Origin of the sequence: Actinomycetospora chlora, assembly GCF_039542135.1 — a bacterium.
GTDB lineage: Bacteria > Actinomycetota > Actinomycetes > Mycobacteriales > Pseudonocardiaceae > Actinomycetospora > Actinomycetospora chlora.
Genome location: NZ_BAABHO010000029.1, coordinates 22,038 through 38,965, shown reverse-complemented (window position 1 = coordinate 38,965; position 16,928 = coordinate 22,038). Strand labels below are relative to the sequence as shown.

Annotated in this window: 21 protein-coding genes; 9 read left to right on the top strand and 12 right to left on the bottom strand. The window is 76.9% G+C overall.

Annotated elements, in window-relative coordinates:
- Positions 1–14 precede the first annotated feature (14 nt).
- The 4 genes from ABD994_RS18135 (at position 15) to ABD994_RS18120 (ending at position 3,659) form a co-directional block, all read left to right on the top strand.
- Positions 15–1,172, top strand: coding sequence for an FAD-dependent oxidoreductase (locus tag ABD994_RS18135; protein ID WP_345417926.1), 1,158 nt, complete (start codon positions 15–17; stop codon positions 1,170–1,172).
- A gap of 25 nt (positions 1,173–1,197) precedes the next feature.
- Complete coding sequence (locus ABD994_RS18130; RefSeq protein ID WP_345417923.1) at positions 1,198–1,908, top strand: TetR/AcrR family transcriptional regulator; 711 nt, start codon at positions 1,198–1,200, stop codon at positions 1,906–1,908.
- Positions 1,909–1,955: 47 nt separating this feature from the next.
- Positions 1,956–2,351: a PASTA domain-containing protein gene (locus ABD994_RS18125; protein WP_345417920.1), complete on the top strand. Its 396-nt coding sequence runs from the start codon at positions 1,956–1,958 to the stop codon at positions 2,349–2,351.
- Positions 2,352–2,498: 147 nt separating this feature from the next.
- Positions 2,499–3,659: a serine hydrolase domain-containing protein gene (locus ABD994_RS18120; protein ID WP_345417917.1), complete on the top strand. Its 1,161-nt coding sequence runs from the start codon at positions 2,499–2,501 to the stop codon at positions 3,657–3,659.
- Here the strand turns inward: ABD994_RS18120 and ABD994_RS18115 are convergent.
- The 4 genes from ABD994_RS18115 to ABD994_RS18100 all read right to left on the bottom strand — a co-directional run bounded on the left by ABD994_RS18115 (position 3,656) and on the right by ABD994_RS18100 (position 6,657).
- Positions 3,656–4,414 (bottom strand): hypothetical protein, encoded by a 759-nt coding sequence (locus tag ABD994_RS18115; RefSeq protein ID WP_345417914.1) that lies wholly within the window; start codon positions 4,412–4,414, stop codon positions 3,656–3,658. The genes ABD994_RS18120 and ABD994_RS18115 overlap by 4 nt on opposite strands.
- Positions 4,415–4,560: 146 nt before the next feature.
- Positions 4,561–5,232: a GNAT family N-acetyltransferase gene (locus ABD994_RS18110; protein WP_345417911.1), complete on the bottom strand. Its 672-nt coding sequence runs from the start codon at positions 5,230–5,232 to the stop codon at positions 4,561–4,563.
- Between the two features lie 25 nt (positions 5,233–5,257).
- On the bottom strand, positions 5,258–5,938 hold the full coding sequence (locus ABD994_RS18105) for a DUF427 domain-containing protein (protein WP_345417909.1): 681 nt from the start codon (positions 5,936–5,938) through the stop codon (positions 5,258–5,260).
- On the bottom strand, positions 5,935–6,657 hold the full coding sequence (locus ABD994_RS18100) for a 2-keto-4-pentenoate hydratase (protein WP_345417906.1): 723 nt from the start codon (positions 6,655–6,657) through the stop codon (positions 5,935–5,937). The genes ABD994_RS18105 and ABD994_RS18100 overlap by 4 nt, the downstream gene beginning before the upstream one ends.
- 128 nt (positions 6,658–6,785) lie before the next feature.
- Between ABD994_RS18100 and ABD994_RS18095 the strand changes: the two genes are divergently transcribed.
- The 3 genes from ABD994_RS18095 to ABD994_RS18085 are packed head-to-tail and all read left to right on the top strand — an operon-like array spanning position 6,786 to position 8,464.
- Positions 6,786–7,379 carry an RNA polymerase sigma factor gene (locus ABD994_RS18095; RefSeq protein WP_345417903.1) on the top strand — a complete coding sequence of 198 codons (594 nt, stop codon included), beginning with the start codon at positions 6,786–6,788 and terminating at the stop codon, positions 7,377–7,379.
- A complete protein-coding gene (locus tag ABD994_RS18090) occupies positions 7,376–8,005 on the top strand; it encodes an Asp23/Gls24 family envelope stress response protein (protein WP_345417900.1) in 630 nt (209 codons plus the stop codon). The genes ABD994_RS18095 and ABD994_RS18090 overlap by 4 nt, the downstream gene beginning before the upstream one ends.
- A 9-nt stretch (positions 8,006–8,014) precedes the next feature.
- Positions 8,015–8,464, top strand: a complete 450-nt coding sequence (locus tag ABD994_RS18085; RefSeq protein ID WP_345417897.1) for a MarR family winged helix-turn-helix transcriptional regulator — start codon at positions 8,015–8,017, stop codon at positions 8,462–8,464.
- On the opposite strand, the gene ABD994_RS18080 is transcribed toward ABD994_RS18085, so the two are convergent.
- Both ABD994_RS18080 and tsaA read right to left on the bottom strand, forming a co-directional pair.
- The gene (locus tag ABD994_RS18080) at positions 8,356–8,955 is read right to left on the bottom strand and encodes a hypothetical protein (RefSeq protein WP_345417894.1); all 600 of its coding nucleotides are present in this window, start codon (positions 8,953–8,955) and stop codon (positions 8,356–8,358) included. The two genes, ABD994_RS18085 and ABD994_RS18080, sit on opposite strands and share 109 nt — an antisense overlap.
- Positions 8,956–8,993: 38 nt before the next feature.
- Positions 8,994–9,443 carry a tRNA (N6-threonylcarbamoyladenosine(37)-N6)-methyltransferase TrmO gene (gene tsaA, locus ABD994_RS18075; RefSeq protein WP_345417891.1) on the bottom strand — a complete coding sequence of 150 codons (450 nt, stop codon included), beginning with the start codon at positions 9,441–9,443 and terminating at the stop codon, positions 8,994–8,996.
- Between the two features lie 45 nt (positions 9,444–9,488).
- Here tsaA and ABD994_RS18070 point away from each other — a divergent pair, with 45 nt between their 5' ends.
- Positions 9,489–10,094 carry a TetR/AcrR family transcriptional regulator gene (locus ABD994_RS18070; protein WP_345417888.1) on the top strand — a complete coding sequence of 202 codons (606 nt, stop codon included), beginning with the start codon at positions 9,489–9,491 and terminating at the stop codon, positions 10,092–10,094.
- Positions 10,095–10,109: 15 nt separating this feature from the next.
- Here the strand turns inward: ABD994_RS18070 and ABD994_RS18065 are convergent, their stop codons facing one another.
- The 4 genes from ABD994_RS18065 to ABD994_RS18050 all read right to left on the bottom strand — a co-directional run bounded on the left by ABD994_RS18065 (position 10,110) and on the right by ABD994_RS18050 (position 14,591).
- Positions 10,110–10,526, bottom strand: a complete 417-nt coding sequence (locus ABD994_RS18065; protein ID WP_345417886.1) for an ATP-binding protein — start codon at positions 10,524–10,526, stop codon at positions 10,110–10,112.
- A gap of 231 nt (positions 10,527–10,757) precedes the next feature.
- Positions 10,758–11,990, bottom strand: a complete 1,233-nt coding sequence (locus tag ABD994_RS18060; RefSeq protein WP_345417884.1) for an acyl-CoA dehydrogenase family protein — start codon at positions 11,988–11,990, stop codon at positions 10,758–10,760.
- Positions 11,987–12,949: an SDR family NAD(P)-dependent oxidoreductase gene (locus ABD994_RS18055; RefSeq protein ID WP_345417881.1), complete on the bottom strand. Its 963-nt coding sequence runs from the start codon at positions 12,947–12,949 to the stop codon at positions 11,987–11,989. Before ABD994_RS18055 ends, ABD994_RS18060 begins: the two co-directional genes overlap by 4 nt.
- Before the next feature lie 58 nt (positions 12,950–13,007).
- On the bottom strand, positions 13,008–14,591 hold the full coding sequence (locus ABD994_RS18050) for an alpha/beta hydrolase (protein WP_345417878.1): 1,584 nt from the start codon (positions 14,589–14,591) through the stop codon (positions 13,008–13,010).
- Positions 14,592–14,719: 128 nt separating this feature from the next.
- Here ABD994_RS18050 and ABD994_RS18045 point away from each other — a divergent pair, with 128 nt between their 5' ends.
- The gene (locus ABD994_RS18045; protein WP_345417875.1) at positions 14,720–15,790 is read left to right on the top strand and encodes an ATP-dependent DNA ligase; all 1,071 of its coding nucleotides are present in this window, start codon (positions 14,720–14,722) and stop codon (positions 15,788–15,790) included.
- Here ABD994_RS18045 and ABD994_RS18040 read toward each other — a convergent pair whose 3' ends face one another.
- Together ABD994_RS18040 and ABD994_RS18035 are read right to left on the bottom strand one after the other, a co-directional pair.
- Positions 15,791–16,396 (bottom strand): Asp23/Gls24 family envelope stress response protein, encoded by a 606-nt coding sequence (locus ABD994_RS18040; RefSeq protein WP_345417872.1) that lies wholly within the window; start codon positions 16,394–16,396, stop codon positions 15,791–15,793.
- The gene (locus tag ABD994_RS18035; protein WP_345417869.1) at positions 16,393–16,926 is read right to left on the bottom strand and encodes a DUF6286 domain-containing protein; all 534 of its coding nucleotides are present in this window, start codon (positions 16,924–16,926) and stop codon (positions 16,393–16,395) included. The genes ABD994_RS18040 and ABD994_RS18035 overlap by 4 nt, the downstream gene beginning before the upstream one ends.
- Between the last annotated feature and the right edge of the window lie 2 nt (positions 16,927–16,928).

Below are 16,928 nucleotides of genomic sequence, written 5' to 3'. Positions count from 1 at the left end.
CGTAGGCTCGCGGCATGACCACCCCCTCCACCCCGCCCGCGGTCGTCGTCGTGGGCGCCGGCCTCGGCGGCCTGACCCTCGCCGCCGTCCTCCAGCGCCACGGTGTCGGGGTCGTCGTCCTCGACCGCGACGCGGGCCCGCACGCGCGGCCGCAGGGCGGGATGCTCGACGTCCACGAGGAGTCGGGACAGGCCGCGCTGCGGGCGGCCGGGCTCCTCGACGCGTTCCGGGCGGCGGTGCTGCCGGGCGGCGAGGCGATGCGCATCCTCGACGCCGAGGGCCGGGTCCTGCTCGAGGAGGCCGACGACGGCACGGGCGGCCGTCCGGAAATCCCGCGCGAGACGCTGCGCGACCTGCTGCTCGACGTCCTCGCCCCCGGGACCGTGCGGTGGGGCCGGCGGGTCACCGCCGTCCGGCCCCGGAGCGGGGGACGCCACGAGGTCGTGGTCGACGGGGAGCCGGCGCTGGTGGCCGACCTGCTCGTCGGCGCCGACGGGGCGTGGTCGCGGGTGCGGCCGCTGCTCTCCGACGCGGTGCCGGCCTACACCGGGGTCACGATGGCGACCGCCCGCCTGCACGACGTCGACGAGCGCCACCCGGTACCGGCCGCCGTGGTCGGCGGGGGCCTGCTGCTCGCGCTGCGCGACGGCCGCGGCGTCATCGCTCACCGCGAGCCGGGAGCCGTCGTCGAGCTCTACGCCGCCGTGCGCACCGACGGCCCGGACGACCTCGCCCGCGCGATCGACCGGGACGGCGCCCGCGCGGTGCTGCTGGAGCGGTTCGCCGGCTGGGCGCCGGAGCTGCGGGCGCTGATCGGCGAGGCCGACGACCCCGTCGTGGTCCGCCCGATCCACGCCCTGCCCGTCGGGCACGCCTGGGCGCACCGCCCCGGCGTGACGCTGGTCGGCGACGCTGCGCACCTCATGTCGCCGTTCGCCGGCGAGGGCGCGAACCTCGCGATGCAGGACGGCGCCGAGCTCGCCGCCGCCCTCGTGGCCCACGGACCCGCCACGGCGGCGGGCCGCGAGCGGGCGCTGGTGGCCTACGAGGCGGCGATGGTGCCCCGCGCCGCGCGGGAGGCCGCCGGCTCGGCGGCCAACCTCGAGCTCTGCTTCGGGCCCGACGGCTCGACGGCCATGCGGGACTTCTTCCTCGCCGGCGCCACGGCCTGACCACGGCGTGACTACCGTGCCCGCCGTGACCGAACCGCGCACGGCGCCGGCCGGCCGGCGGGAGCGCCCGGCGAAGCCCGCGCTCACGCGCGAGGGCGTCGTCGCCACCGCCACGGCCCTCGTGCGCGAGGAGGGCGCCGCGCGCCTGACCATGCGGCGCCTGGCGCAGCGCCTCGACACCGGGCCGGCCTCGCTCTACGTGTACGTCCGCGACACCGCGGAGCTGCAGGCCGCGGTGCTGGGGGAGTTCCTCGCCGGGGTGGACCTCGCCCCGGTCGGCGCCGCGGGGCCGTGGGACGAGCGCCTGCGCCGCGTGCTCGCGTCGTACGCGGGCCTGCTCCACGACTACCCCGGCCTCGCGCGCGTCGCGGTGGTGACCCGACCGTCCGGGGAGCACTACCTGGCGCTGATCGAGGCGCTGCTCGCGCTGCTCGCCGAGGGCGGGGTCCCCGACGACCGCGCGGCCTGGCTCGTCGACCTGTTCCTGCTGGTCGCGACCGCCTCGGCCGCCGAGCACGGCACCCGCGCCGAGGAGCACACGGAGGCGGCCGCCGACGACGCCGTCGCCCGGGCCGTGCGCGGCGCGTCCGCGGACCGGTTCCCCCACGTCGCCCGGCTGGTCGAGGACCTCCTGTCCGGCGAGGGCCCCGACCGGGCGCGGTGGTTCGTCGACCTGATGCTGGCGGGCGCCGCGGCCGTGCCCCGCCCCTCGCCGTCCCTCGTCGGGGAGGGGTGATGCCCGACGCGGTATCGAGCACCGGGCAGGGTGGGTAGGCCATCACCATGACCGGTCAGGAGGAGGCGACGATGCACACCGACGACACGCCCACGGGCGGTGACCACGGAGGCGAGCTCGGGGCCGACACGACCGTGGTCCCCGAGCTCGTCGGCCTGCCGGCGAGCGAGGCCCACGACCGGGCGCTGGACGCGGGCGTCCTCGCGGTCGGGCGCAACGCCGTGCACACGGGTGCGGGCCGCGGCCACGTCGCGGACCAGGAGCCCGCGCCGGGCGAGCAGCTGGGGCGCGGCGAGGAGGTCGGCATCTGGATCGCCGGCGGGGCCGCGCGCACGCCGACCGGCCCGGACCCGGACGACGGGTCCGAGGGCGGCGGCGGGGGCGGCGGCGTCCGCCCGCAGCCGAGCCCGGTCGGACCGGCCGGGGGCGGCCTGAACGGCTGAGCCCCCGCCGGACAGGACGTGCACCGCGGCGCCCCGCCCCCCGGGTGGGGCGCCGCGGCGCGTCCGCGGGGGCCGGGCCCCTCGGCTACGGTGCGGGTCCGCCGGGTGCCGCCCGGCACCGCTCCCGATCCGGTCCCGGAGGTCCGCGTGGACGCCGCCTCGCTGGTGGACGCCCTGCGCGAGCCGCTCGACGCCGAGCGGGTGCCGGGGGCGATCGTCGGGGTCCGGCACCGGGGGACGACGAGCCTCGCCGCCACCGGCACCACCGCACCGGGCGGCGACGTCCCGCTGACCGTCGACGCGGTGGTGCGGCTGAGCTCGAACACGAAGCCGCTGGTGGCGGCGCTGGCGCTGGTCCTCGTCGCCGACGACGTGCTCGCCCTCGACGAGCCCGTCGACCGGCTCCTGCCCGAGCTCGCCGGCCACCGCGTGCTGCGCCGCCTCGACGCCCCGGTCGATCCGGACACCGGCGCCCCGGCGCCGGAGGACACCGTGCCCGCCGAGCGGCCGCTGACGCTCGAGGACCTGCTGACGATGCGTGCGGGCTTCGGCTGGACCGTCGACGAGGGCCCGTGCCCCACCGTCGAGGCCGCCACCGCGCTCGGGCTGGGGTTCGGCCCGCCCGACCCGCGGGGCCAACCCGAGCCCGACGCGTGGATGGCCCGCCTCGGGCGCCTGGGGTTCCTCGACCAGCCCGGCCGCGCCTGGCGCTACGAGCTGTCGTTCGCGGTGCTGGGGGTGCTGCTCGCCCGCGCGGCGCGGCGCCCGCTCGGCGAGCTCCTGGCCGACCGGGTGCTGGGTCCGCTGGGCATGGACGACACCGGCTTCGTCGCCGACGCGTCGCGTCTCGTCCCGGCGTTCGTCCGCGGGGCGGACGGGTCGCCGCAGCCGTTCGACGGCGTCGCGGACAGCGCCTGGCTGCGCCCGCCCGCGTTCCCCGACGCCTGCGGCGGCCTCGTCGGCACCGTCGCCGACCTCCTGCGCTTCGCCTGGATGCTGCTCGACGACGGCGCCGGCCTGCTCACCCCAGCCGCGGTGCGGGCGATGACCACCGACCGGCTGCCCGCCGAGCAGCGCCGGGCGCCCGCCGCGGCCGCGTTCCTCGACGGCGGCGGCTGGGGCCACGGGGTCGGTGTCGTCGCCTCGCGGGCCGGGCGGCGCTACGGCTGGGCCGGCGGGCTCGGCACGCTCTGGTACTCCTGGCCCGAGCACGACCTCGCGGCCGTGCTGGCCACGCAGGTCCTCCCGCCCGCGGGCGGGGTCTTCGGTGCGTTCACCCGCACCGTGGAGGACGCGCTGACCGGTTAGCCCACGCCGGCGAGCGCCGGGACGGGGTTGCGCCACGGCACCGGGTCCGGGCGCGTCGGGCGCCAGCCCCACGGGCCGGTGCCGCGGCGGGTGGCCGTGGCGGTCCCGTCGCCGCCGTCGCGCGGCACCGGCGAGGGACGGCGCGGCACCGGGACGGGCGCCGGCTCGGGCGCCGGGCGACGGGCCGGCGCCGGCTCGGGGCGCCGCTGCACCGGCAGCGGGATCTCGGTCGGCACCGCGTAGATCGTCCCGAGCGCGCGGCGCACCGGCACGCTGCGGTGGGCGAACCCGTGGTCGACGGCGAGGGTGGTCGAGGCGGCCGGGGCGGCCGCCGGCGCGCGGACCGTGCGGCGCACCTCGCGGCGCCCGCCCGGCACGGCGCCCGCGCCGGTGCGCTCGCGCAGGCGGCGCCGGGTCTCGGCCGCGGACGGGGAGACGACGGAGTCGAGCGCGGCCGAGGCGGCGAAGACCAGGCCGTTGGCGAGCCCGAGCACGAGCAGCCCGAGGCCCATCAGGGCGCCGGGCTCGAGGGAGTCGTCCGGGTCGGGGAGCTCGAGCTGGCCGCCGTAGGGCAGGTCGGGCAGCGCGACCGGGGCGGTGGGGACCACCGGGGTGCTGCCGGGCTCGGACACGGCGGCCTCGAGGAGCACGAGGAAGCCCGCGGTGCACAGCACGGTGACGATGACCAGCACCGCCGTGCGCAGCATCGATCGGCGCGCGACGTCCTGCGCGGCGCTCGGTACGGCGTACGCCATCGTTCCCCTCCTCGTCGGTGCGGAAGTCCTACCCCTCACGCCCGGTGATCGCGACGGTCGCGAGCGAAGATCACCCCGATGGAGTCGGCCATCCGGGCGTGTCGCGTGCGACGCACCGTGTCTCCTGTGACGCCTGTGAGTGGCGACTACCCTCCCAGGAGCTCCCGGCAGGCGTCGAGGCCGTCGACCTCGGGCGTCCACGACGGCCGCCGCCAGGTCTGCGGGGTGAGCCGGGAGCGCAGCAGCACCGCCGCGCGGCCCCGGCGGACGTGCTGCTCGACGCCGTCGTCGGTGTAGCCCAGGCGCTCGGAGACCCGTCGCGAGGCGGCGTTGTCGGCGAAGGCGCTCGAGCGGGCGAGGCGCGCGCCGAGGTGGTCGAAGGCGAGGGCGAGGACCGCGTGGCGCATCTCGGTGCCCAGCCCCCGGCCCTGGACCGCGCGGGTCAACCAGGACCCGGTGCCGACCTCGCGCAGGACCGCGAAGTCGGTGCCCGTGAGCGTCTGCATCCCCAGCACCCGTCCCGACGACCGGACGAGGAAGTTCACCGACCACCGCCCGGGGCGCAGGTCGGCGCGGCAGCGCCACGCGTACTGCATGACCCCGCGCGCGAAGCCCGGGGTGTCGGTGCCGTCGGTCCAGGGCTCGAGGAACGGCATCTGCTCGGCCGGGTGCACGCCGTCGAGGGCACGGTCCGCCAGCGCGGCGAGGCCGACGTCGTCGTCGGGGCGCAGCTCGAGACGCGGGGTGCGCACGACGAGACCGGCGAGCGGCCAGTGGCGCACCGGGTCGGCGGGATCGGGCTCCGACACCGGGGACACCCGACCATCGTGGCCCGCGCGGAGCTCACGCGAGGTGCGTCCGCGGACGCGGGCGGGTGACGCCGTCGACGACGACGTCCACGCGCTCGTCGTAGAACGCGACGAGCCCGGCGATGCGGGCGACGGCCGGGGCGGGGTGGTCGTAGCTCCAGGCGAGGTCGTCGTACCGCCCGGCGGGGGTCACCACCGACCAGTACCGGCTGGTCACGCCCTTGTAGGGGCAGGCCGTGACGGTGGCCGAGGGCACGAGGCGGGCGGTGTCCACGGCGGTGGGGTCGAGGTAGGCGCGGGTCGGCAGGCCGGTCTCGAACAGCAGCACCGGGGCGTCGGACTCCGCGAGCAGCACACCGTCCAGCTCGACGCGCACGTGCCGGCGCGAGCGCAGGGCGTCGACCCGCACGTAGGGGCTGCGCGGGTGGACGTGGACCTGCTCGTCCTCCTCGAACCACGCGTCGAACGCGTCCCACGTGAGGGCGAGCAGCCCGGCGAGCTCGCCGTCGAGCCGGCGGTGACCGGGGTCGGCGGCCAGGGCAGCGGGGTCGACGTCGCCGGCCGGGATCGCCCACCGCGGGTACCAGGGGTGCTCCCAGACGTAGCGCGCGCCGAGGGTGTCGACGACGACCCGGCCGCCCAGCCGGGCCCGCACGCGGCGGGGGCACGGCTCGACGTGGCCGACCGGGACGGCGGGCCCGGGGTGGCTGCTCACCGGCGCACCGCCACGGTCGCGCCCGGGAAACGGGCCTCGACGACGTCGCCGGCCGCCAGCGGCACCGCCCGGGTGAGCCCGCCGGTGATGACGAGGTCGCCCGCGCGCAGCGCCTCGCCGCGGGCGGCGAGCTCGTCGCGCAGCCAGGCCAGCGCCCGGTGCGGGTGGCCCATCGCGGCGTCGCCGGACCCGGTCGCGACGGGCTCGCCGTTGCGACGGAGCTCGACGGTCAGGGCGGCCAGGTCGCGGTCGAGGGGGTCTCCGACGACGACCCCCGCCGCCGACGACCCGTCCGCGGTGTTGGTGGCGAGGCCGAAGCGGTAGTCGCGCCACACCGAGTCGACGACCTCGAGGACCGCCCGCGCGGCGACCGGCCGGCCCTCGGCGTCGACGACCAGCCCGACCTCGGGCTCGACGCGCGGCTGCACGAGCGACGCGGGCACCGCCGCGCCGGGCGCGATCACCATCGTGTCGAGCAGGGGCCCGAAGTTGGGGGAGTCCACTCCCATCTGCTCGCGCATCACCGCCGACGTGTAGCCGAGCTTCCAGCCGATCCGTCGCGCGCCGCGCTCCTGCCGCCGCGCGGTGAGGCGCTGCTGCACCGCGTAGGCGGTCGACAGGTCGAGGTCTCCGGGGCCGTCGGGCGCGTCGAGCAGGCGGCCGTCGCGGTGCGCCGCGTCGATCCACGCGACCCAGCCCTCGACGTCGGACCCGTCCACGCCGCCCGACGCTAGGCGGGCGCGGCGAGCACCGCACGACCGGCCGGGCCCGGCATGCTGGAGTGCGTTCGGTCACGGACCGCGACACAGGTCGGTTGTGTACGTCCGATCCGGGGAAGGAGGAGACCGTGGACGCACCGGGGCGGCACACCGGCCCGGGCGACCGGCTACCGGGAGCAACGCCCGTCATCGACGACGAGGCCGACAGCTGGCTCGTGGGCCGCGCGCGGGCGGGCGACCGGACCGCCTACGAGGAGCTGGTCCGCCGGCACCGCGACCGGATCTACCGCATCGCCCTGCGGATGCTCGGCAACGCGGCCGACGCCGACGACGTCGCGCAGGACGTCGTCATCCAGCTCTGGACGGCCCTGTCGGGGTTCGCGGGGACGTCGGCGTTCACGACCTGGCTGTACCGGGTCGTCGTCAACCGCTGCCTCAACCACCGCCGCAGCCAGCGCCCGTACAACGAGCTCGACGACGTCGATCACCCCCGCGTTGCGGGACCCGAGCAACGGGTACTGGCCGGTCAGGAGCTGCAGGCCGGCCTGGCCGCGATCAGTGCCCTGCCCGACGAGCAGCGCGTCCCGCTGGTGCTCGTCCAGCTCGAGGGCCTGTCCTACCGGGAGGCGGCGGCGGTCACGAAGACCACGGAGGCCACGGTGCGGGGGCGTCTCGCCCGCGCCCGCACGACGCTCATGGCCGAGATGAAGGACTGGACATGACCCAGGAGCGCTCTGCCCACGACGTGGTCGCGCCCACGGAGGGCCAGCTCGCGTGCGGCCGGGACGCGGAGGCCCTCGTCGCCCAGGTGGCCGACGGTCGGGCCGACCGCCTGGACGACCACCAGCGCGACTGCCCCTACTGCCAGGCGGCGCTCGCCGAGTTCGACCGGCTCTGGGCGCCGGTGCGGGCGGTGTCCGCCCACCGCCCGCGGGTCCCCGAGGGGCTGCTCGACGAGGCCCTGCGCAGCATCCGCGGCGTCGCGGCCGACCCCGAGTTCGGCAGCATCCCCGACGCGCGCGGCCGCACGCGGGTGAGCTCGCGGGTCGTGATCGCGCTGGCCCGCCACCTGGCGTCCCGCGTGCCGGGGGTGCGGGTGGCGCTGAGCAGCCTCCTCGCGTCCGGCAGCGGGCCGGAGACGACCCTCGCGGACGGGCCGGGGCCGGAGGTCGTGGCGGGGGTGGCCGGGGAGTCGACGGTCGTCGCGATCACGCTCGCGGCCGACTACGGCCAGGACCTCGTCGCCCTCGGCACGCGCATCCGCGCGGTCGTCGCCGACGGCATCCGCGCGACCACCGGCCTCGAACCGGTGGCGGTGATCGTGCACGTGGACGACCTGTTCCTGTAGGACGGTCCGGTGACGGAGCCGGACCTGCCGCTCTGGGAGATCGTCCAGGCCTACCACCCCGTGGCGCGGGGCTTCCACGCGCTGTTCGCCGAGGTCGGGCTGACGCCGACCCAGTTCGGTGTGCTGGCCGTCCTGCGCGACGAGGAGGGCACCGGCCACGCCTCGACCCAGGCCGAGCTCGCGCGCCAGGTGCTGCTGCGTCCGCAGAGCACCGGCGAGCTGGTGACCACGCTGGTGGCGCGGGGGCTCGTGACGCGCGAGGGGCCGGGCGGCCGCGGCCGCCCGACGGCGCTGCGGCTCACCGACGCGGGCCGGCGCGTGCTCGACGACGCCCTCCCGCGGGTGCACGCCTACAACGAGCCCTCGGCGATCGGGCTGACGGCGGCGGAGGCGGCGACGCTGGCCTCGCTGCTCCGGCGGGTCCGGGCGGCCGTGGACGGTCCCCGGTCGGAGGGGTGACGGCCGGGGAGCTGACGGTCGCGCCGCGTCCACGGCGTCGTGCCCCAGGGCTTGGCGATCGAGGCCCACGTCATGAGCAGGAACGACGCCAGGTTCGCGACGCCGCCCCACACCAGGGGCCAGGCGGACGGCCCGGGGTCCTCGACCCCCTCGAGCACCCACACGCCGACGAAGAACGTGCTGAAGACGATCACCGCGACGGTGAGGACCAGCTTGACCAGCACCCACCAGTGCCGGGCGAGGCCCCACGGCGTCACCAGCCCCAGCGCCACGCCCGTCACCAGCGCGCCGAACGCGGCCGGGATCACGAGCACCACGTCGATGCGGTCGATCAGGTGGTAGCAGACCCGCGCCACCTCCCGGGGGACCGTCAGCGCCGTCGCCGCCAGCACCACGTTGGCCGCCCCGGCGCCCATCCAGCCCAGCGACACCACGACGTGCAGGAAGACCAGCACCCGCCGGGTCCGCCGGCCCACCCGCGATCGCGCCACGCCGCCTCCTGGTGAATCAGGAACCTGATACCAGGGGACTACCCGTTCGGCGGGGAAGCACGCCCGGGGTCGTGGCACCGCTGCCCGACGGGCCCCAGGACGGGCTTGACGTCGACCACCGGGGTGCCGTCGATGGCCTCGAGGTCCGCGACGCGGACGACCGTGCCGTCCACGTCGAGGACGCGCACGCGGTGCAGGCCCAGCGGGTTGGGACGGTCGGGGGAGCGGGTGGAGAACACGCCGGTCTCCGGGGCGGCCGGGTCGCCCCGCGGGTGGACGGCCAGGACGGAGCGGTCGGCGCGGTCCAGCCAGGTGATCAGCAGCAGCTCCTGCCCGGCCTCGATCTCGCGCAGGGCGCGGCGCAGGTCGGGTGCGAACGTCACGACCGCCTCGGGAGCGCCCTCGTCGCCCTGCAGCGGGCCCTCGCCGCGCTCGCGCAGGGGAGAGGACACGCGCCCCACGACGCGCAGGACGGGTTCGGTGGTCACGCCGGCACCGTAGGCCCCGGACGCCCGTGTCCGTACCCTGCGGACGTGCCCCGTGTGACGTCCCCCCGCGCGGAGGCCACCGCGGCGACGCGGGCCGGGCTGGTCGAGGCGGCCACCGCGCTGTTCGCCGAGCGCGGGTTCGCGGAGACCTCGATCGACGACGTCGCGGCCGTCGCCGGCATGACCAAGGGCGCGGTCTACCACCACTTCGCGGGCAAGGCGGCGCTGTTCGAGGCCGTGTTCTCCGCGCAGGAGGCGGAGGTCCACGCCCGGCTGAGCGCCGCCCTCGACGACGCGGGGGACCACCTCGCGGGCGCGCACGCCGCGCTGACCACGTTCCTCGAGGCCTGCACCGAGCCCACCTACGGCCGCATCGTGTTCCGCGACGGCCCGCTCGCGCTGGGGTGGGAGCGCTGGCGCGAGTGCGAGCTCGACTACGCCTACGCCTTCATCGCCCGGGTGCTCGACGGCCTGGCCCGCGAGGGCCACCTGCGCCGCCCGCCCGGGGCCTCCTACCCGACGCTCGTGCTCGGGATGCTCTCGAGCGCCGGGCAGCTGCTCGGGCAGGCGCCCCCGGCGCAGCACGCCGCGCTGCGCGCGGAGCTGCTCGGCTTCTTCGACCAGGTCATCGCGGGGATGACCGGTCGCTGACCCCGGTGCGTCGGGTCAGGACGCCGGTGCGCGGTGCTGGCGCAGCGCGACGGTCGTGCCCTTGTCCGTGTGCCGGATCGCCACGCTGTCGACGCTGCGCTGCATGAGCACGAAGCCCCGGCCGCGCCGGGCGTGCGAGCCCGGGCCGGCCGGCTCCGCGTTCTCGGACCAGCGGCCGTGGTCGGTGACCCGCACGTTCACCGCGTCCTTCTCGCACCAGAGCGTGAGCTCCACCGTGCCCTCGGCGTCGCCGGGATAGGCGTGCTCGACGGCGTTCTCGACGGCCTCGGCGACCGCCGTGAGCACCCGTTCCCGGGCCTCCTGCTCGATGTCGAGGCCGGCCAGCCAGTCCCGCGCCTCGTGGCGCATCCGCGCCGCCTCGTCGGCGCGCGCCGGGCGCACCGCCCGCGCGAACTCCACCGCGTCCGTCATCGCTTCCCCGCCCGACCTCTCCGTGCCCGGGTCTGACCTCCCGTCGGTTCGAGAGGGTGACTCCTCGTCACTGCCGGCACCGGCATGCCCACCGTGCGCGACCGGCACCGGAGAGGTCGACCACCAACGTCGCGAACGGTCGGTCCGTCGCGACCGGCGGGTGAACGGTCGGGGACAGGGCCGAACGAGTGATGGCAACCGGGTGATTCGATCTCCCCCGGACGGTGGCCGTCAGGCCAGGAGGGCGTCCGACACGATCTTGCGTTGGATCTCCGAGGTGCCCTCGAAGATCGTCGTGAGCCGGGCGTCGCGCCAGTAGCGCTCCACCGAGTGCTCGGTGGTGTAGCCGTTGCCGCCGAACACCTGCAGGGCGTCGCTGGTGACCCGCTCGGCCGTCTCCGAGGCGAACAGCTTGGCCGCCGACGCCGCGACGTCCCCACCGGGCGCGCCCTCGTCGAGCAGCCAGGCCGCGTGCCACCACAGCGTGCGGGCGGCGTCGACGGCCGCGGCCATGTCGGCGAGCCGGTGGCGCAGCGCCTGCTGGTCGGCGATGGGGTGGCCGAACTGCTCGCGGCGCCGGCTGTAGGCCACGGCGTCCTCCAGCGCGCCGCGGGCCAGCCCGACCGCCCGGGCCGCCGTCTGCACCCGCGCGGTGCCCAGCCAGCGCAGGCTGTCCTTGAAGCCCTGGCCCTCGGCCTGCCCGGTGTCCTGCAGGGCGTCGGCAGGCAGGCGCAGCCCGTCGAGCGTCAGCTCCCAGGTCGTCAGCCCGAAGTAGCCGATCTTGTCGATCGGGGTGCCGGTGACGCCGTCGGGGAAGCTCCCGCGATCCTTGGGGACGAGGAAGAGCTCGAGGCCGTCCGAGCGGCTCTCGCCCTCGCGGGGCGCCCGGGTGCGGGCCAGCAGGTGCAGGAAGTCGGCCGAGCGGGCGTGCCCGACCCAGCGCTTGGTGCCCTCGACGACCCAGCCGTCGTCGGTGCGGGTGGCCGTGCACTCGACCCCGGCGAGGTCCGAGCCCGCGTGCGGTTCGGAGAACGCGATGGCCCCGACCCAGCGCCCGGCCGCGCTGGCGCGGAGCAGCTCCGCCCGGCGGTCCGGGTCCGGCGAGGCGCAGCCCGTACCGTTGCCGCGGGCGATGATGCTGCCGACGCTCATCCAGGCGCGGGCGAGCTCCTCGGAGACCAGGCAGTACTCGACCACCCCGAGGCCCTGACCGCCGTGCCCGGCGTCGACGAGCAGTCCGAAGTAGCCCAGCTCGGCGAGGCGCTCGAGCAGGGCGGGCGGGATGTCCTCGCGCCGCGGGTCGAGCTCGTCGGCGACGGGGAGGACCTCCTCCATCGCGAAGGCCCGCGCGGTGTCCTGCAGTGCCCGGCGCTCGGGGGTCAGGACCAGCGCGTCGGCCGGCGCGGCGGTGGTCACCTCGCCCAGGCCTCGACGCTGCCAGGTCGGCGCGCTCACGACGCTCACGACGTGGCGTCCACGCAGAGCGTCCAGAGCGCCGCACGGGCCTGCGGGGTCTCCGCGGCGCGGGGCAGGTAGTGGGTGGGGCGCGGCGCCCGGTCGTGCCAGAAGACCCCCGTGCTGTGCCCCGGCTCGGCGGCGGCCTGGAGCCAGACGATCGTGTCGGCGCCCTGCTCCTCGGTGCGCAGCAGCGGGCCGGTGACGCGGTGGAACCCCGGCATCGAGCCGGCGACGCCGGGGGTGTCGGCCCAGCCGGGGTGCATCGAGTGCACGACGATCCCGTCGCCGGCGAGGTCGTCGGCGAGGAGCTCCGCCAGCACGACCTGCATCCGCTTGGTACGCGCGTAGGCCGCCCCGCCGGAGTAGGTGCCGGTGCGGAACTCGGGGTCGTCGGTGGGCAGCGAGGCGGTGTACATGCCGCCCGACGAGACCAGCACGACCCGCGACGGCGACGTCGGCGTCGCGCCCGCCCGCAGCACGGGACGCAGCTCGCGGGTCAGCAGGAACGGCCCGAGGACGTGCGTCGCGAGCGCCAGCTCGTGGCCCTCGGCGGTCTCGGTGCGCTGCGGGGGCATGACCCCGGCGTTGTGCACGAGCCCGTGCAGCGCCGGCTCGCGGTCGCGGACCTCCGCGGCGTAGCGCCGGACGTCGGCCAGCGACGACACGTCGCAGACGGCCACGTCGACCGCCGCGCCCGGGTGCTCGTCGCGGACCGCGTCGCGGGTCTGCTCGCCGCGGGCGCGGTCGCGCACCACCATCTCGACCCGCGCGCCGAGCGCCACGAGTCCCCGCACCGTGGCGGCGCCCAGGCCGCCCCCGGCGCCGGTCACGATGATCGTGCGGCCGTCGAGGCACCCGGCCGGCAGGGCGCGGAAGCCCGCCCGGCGGACGGCGTACCCCATCTTGGAGTAGCCGGGGACGACCAGTCGGTCGAGGACGGCGTCGAGGAGGCGGGGGAGGGGCACGACGCGCAGGCTACTGAGGACCGCCCCGGGATGCCGCGTCGCCGACGGGACGAATCGCTCACGGGGGACAGACGATCCCGGCCGGGGGGAGCTCCCCGTCGCGCAGGTAGCCGTCGACGGCGTCGCGGACGCAGGGGGTCGCGGGGTAGGCGCCGTGGCCCGCGCCGAGCCACGTCACGAGCGTCGCGATGCCGAGCTGGGTCGCCTCGCGCTGGCTGCCGGGCAGCGGCGTCAAGGGGTCGCCGCGGGTGCCCACCACGAGCGGCGGCGGGCCGGCGACGGAGCCGGGCGGCGGCGTGTCGGCGGGCACGGGCCACGAGCTGCACAGCAGCGCCTCGTGGGCGAACCACGCCCCGAACAGCGGCTCGGCGGCCTTCGCCCGGCCGGCGTCGGCGGCGACCTGGTCGAGCGTGGGGCGCTCCAGCGTGTCGTTGCACGTCAGGAGGACGCCGGCGTCGAAGCCGCCGCCGTCGGCCTCGAACGGCGCGACGAGGCGCAGCAGCCCGGCGGGGTCGCCCTGGCCCGCGCGGGACATCGCGGTGGCCAGCTCGGGCCAGCGCGCGGGCTCGGACAGGCCGAGGACGAGCGCCCGCGTCGCCGTGCCGTCGGTGACCCGGCGGCCGGCCGGCCCGGGCAGGGGCGCGGCGTGCAGGTTCGCGAGGATGCCGGTGACCGCGCCCGCCGGGTCCGGGCCGAGCGGGCAGTCCGGGCGGGCGGAGCAGTCGGCGGCGAACCCGTCGAGCGCCTCGCGGGCGGCGGCCGCGCGCTCGCGGGCGCGCTGGGAGAACGAGGTGGTCGGGTCGGCGAGGCCGTCGAGCACGGTCCGGCCGACCGAGCCGGGGAAGCGGCGCATCCACGCCGCGGCCACCCCGGCGCCCTCCCCGACGCCGACGACGTTCATCCGCGCCACGCCCAGCGTCGAGCGGACCTCCTCGAGGTCCTCGGCGTCGACGGCCGTGCGGTAGTCGGTCAGGGCGTTCTCGAGCACCTGGGTGCACGTCCGCGCGGCCGCGGACGCCGCGTCGCGCAGCGGGCCGAGCGAGGGCGCGTCGGCGGCGAGGGGGTCGGCGTCGTCGATGTCCTCGCGGATCGAGGGCGAGATGCAGTCGGCGGCCTCGGAGTTGCCGGTGCCCCGCAGGTCGACGCCGTACAGCGCGCTGCCGGCGAGCACCTGCGGCGGCGCCGTGGCAGCCAGCCGCACCGCGCGGTCGGCGCCCGTCGTCCCGCCCGCCTCGCCGACGACGACGATCGGCACCGGGCCGCCCGGCGGCAGCGGGCCCACGCTCACCTGGAGCACCCCGACCTCGGTGCGCGACGAGCTGCCGCCCCCGACCGGCACGCTCTGGCAGCCGAAGCGCAGGTCGCGCCCGTCCAGGGCGGGCGCGCCGAGGCTGCCGCCGACCTGGGCGGTGCAGTCGGTGAACCCCGCCGGCGCCGCCGGGGCGGGGAGCAGCGGCGGGAGCAGGGGAGCGGCCGGGCCGGGCGTCCCCGTCTCGGGCGCCGGCACCGGCGTCACCGGCCCGTCGTTGCGCGTGGCCACCGGGGGACGTTGCGACGGCCCGACCGCGCACGCCCCGGTGCCGAGCAGCAGCACCGCGCCGAGCGCGAGCACCACGACGTCCCGCAGGGTCGGTCGGGACACGCACTGCTCCTTCGATCACGGTCGCTCGGGGCCTCACGGGCAGTCTGACGGCCGTGGGTCGCATCCCGGTGAGGCCCCCTCGACGGGTCGAGCTCCGCTCCGCTCCGTCTCCCGAGGATGATGCCCCCGTGGATCTGCCCGTCATGCCGCCCGTCGCCCCGATGCTGGCCAAGGCCGTGCCCGAGATTCCGGCGGGGCAACGGTACGAGCCCAAGTGGGACGGCTTCCGGTCGGTGATCTTCCGCGACGGCGACGAGGTCGAGATCGGCAGCCGCAACGAGAAGCCGATGACGCGGTACTTCCCCGAGCTCGTCGCGGCGTTCACCGACGCGCTGCCGCCGCGGTGCGTCGTCGACGGCGAGATCGTCGTCGTCGACGCCGAGGGCACCGGGCTGGACTTCGAGGCTCTCCTGCAGCGGGTGCACCCGGCCGCGTCGCGGGTGCGCCGGCTGGCCGCCGAGACCCCGGCGCACTTCGTGGCGTTCGACCTGCTCGCCCTCGGCGACGAGGACCTCACCGGCCGGCCGTTCACCGAGCGCCGGGAGCGGCTCGAGGCGGTCGTCGGCGGTCTCGATCGCCCGGACGTCCACCTCACGCCGATGACCGAGGACGTCGAGACCGCCCGGGGGTGGTTCGAGCGCTTCGAGGGCGCGGGGCTGGACGGGCTGATCGCCAAGAAGGCCGACCTCACCTACCAGCCCGACAAGCGGGTGATGAGCAAGATCAAGCACGAGCGGACGGCCGACTGCGTCGTCGCCGGCTACCGGGTGCACAAGTCGGGTCCCGACGCGCTCGGCTCGCTGCTGCTCGGGCTCTACACCGCCGACGGCGGGCTGCAGAGCGTCGGCGTCATCGGGGCCTTCCCGATGGCGAAGCGCAAGGAGCTGTTCGCCGAGCTGCAGCCCCTGGTGACCTCCTTCGAGGGGCACCCGTGGGCCTGGGCCGCGCAGGAGGAGGGCACCCGCACCCCCCGCGAGGCCGAGCACAGCCGCTGGAACGCGCAGAAGGACCTGTCGTTCGTGCCGCTGCGCCCGGAGCGCGTCGTCGAGGTCAAGTACGACCACATGGAGGGCGTGCGCTTCCGCCACACCGCGCAGTTCAAGCGCTGGCGCCCGGACCGCGACCCGACGTCGTGTACCTTCGAGCAGCTCGAGCGGCCGGTGCTGTTCGACCTCGCGGAAGTCTTGACGGCCCGGTAGTCACTCCACCCGCGCCGGCGTCGGCGCCGACGAGGCGTCGAGCTCCAGGCGGACGGCCGTGGGCAGCGCGGACACCGCGAACGCCTCCCGCGCCCGGGCCAGCACGCGGCCGTCGAGGTCGGCCCAGACGTCGCGGACGTCGGTGCCCTCCACCAGCGTCAGCGCGATCCGCAGCGCCGGCCGCTCGGGGGAGCCGACGAGGCGCACGCGGGCGCGGCTGACGCCGTTGATCGACTCGGCGTCGTGGCGGACGGCGTCGCAGATCGCCGAGTGCTCGACGGTGAGGCGCTCGCCGGGCAGCTCGGAGAGCGAGACGTCCGGCCGCGGCTCCGGGCGCACCGAGCGCAGCGTCCACCAGATCCCGACGAGGAAGAGCACGAGGCCGGCGCCGATGAGGATCCAGCGCGTGGCGGCGACGTGGCTCGACGTCCACGCCACGAGGATCGGGTCGATCACCGGGCGCTGGGCCCGGAAGCTGCCGAACACGCCGTACCCGAGCAGCAGGGTGAGCACGGCCGCGGCGAGCAGCACCAGCCCGAGGAGGATCGTGAGCGTGCGGTCGCCGCCGGCGGAGCGGGCGACGGCGGCACGAGAGCGACGGCTCACTTGACCCCCTTGGTGGTGGTGACCGAGACCGACACCTTCGGGCGCATCGCCAGCGGCAGGCGCACCAGCATCTCGTCGACGCGGGCCCGCACGGCGTCGCGGACGTCGGCGGCCGGGTCGAGCGTCGAGGCCTTCACGGTGATCTTCTTGGCGGACGCGACGACCGAGGCGGAGACGACGTCGTCGTGCGAGCGCACCTCGTGGCCGACGGCCCGGGCGAGCGAGCGCGGCGACGTGGTGACGGTGACCTCGGGGACCGGGTCGGCCAGGTAGACGTCGTGGCGACGTGCGGCGAGCCCGAGAATCACGACCAGCAGGCCGACCACGCCGACGACGATCGCGACGGTGCGGACGACGCCGGACTGCCAGGTCAGGCCCTCGATGGCCGCGCGCCAGGTCGGCCACGGCACCACCAGCGGGCTCGACGACGGCGCCACCCAGGCGGTGACCGTCTCGACCACGAGGGCGAGCCCGACGACGGCCACGACGAGGCCGAGCAGCGGCGCGAGCACGCGCAGGAGCAGGCGCACTT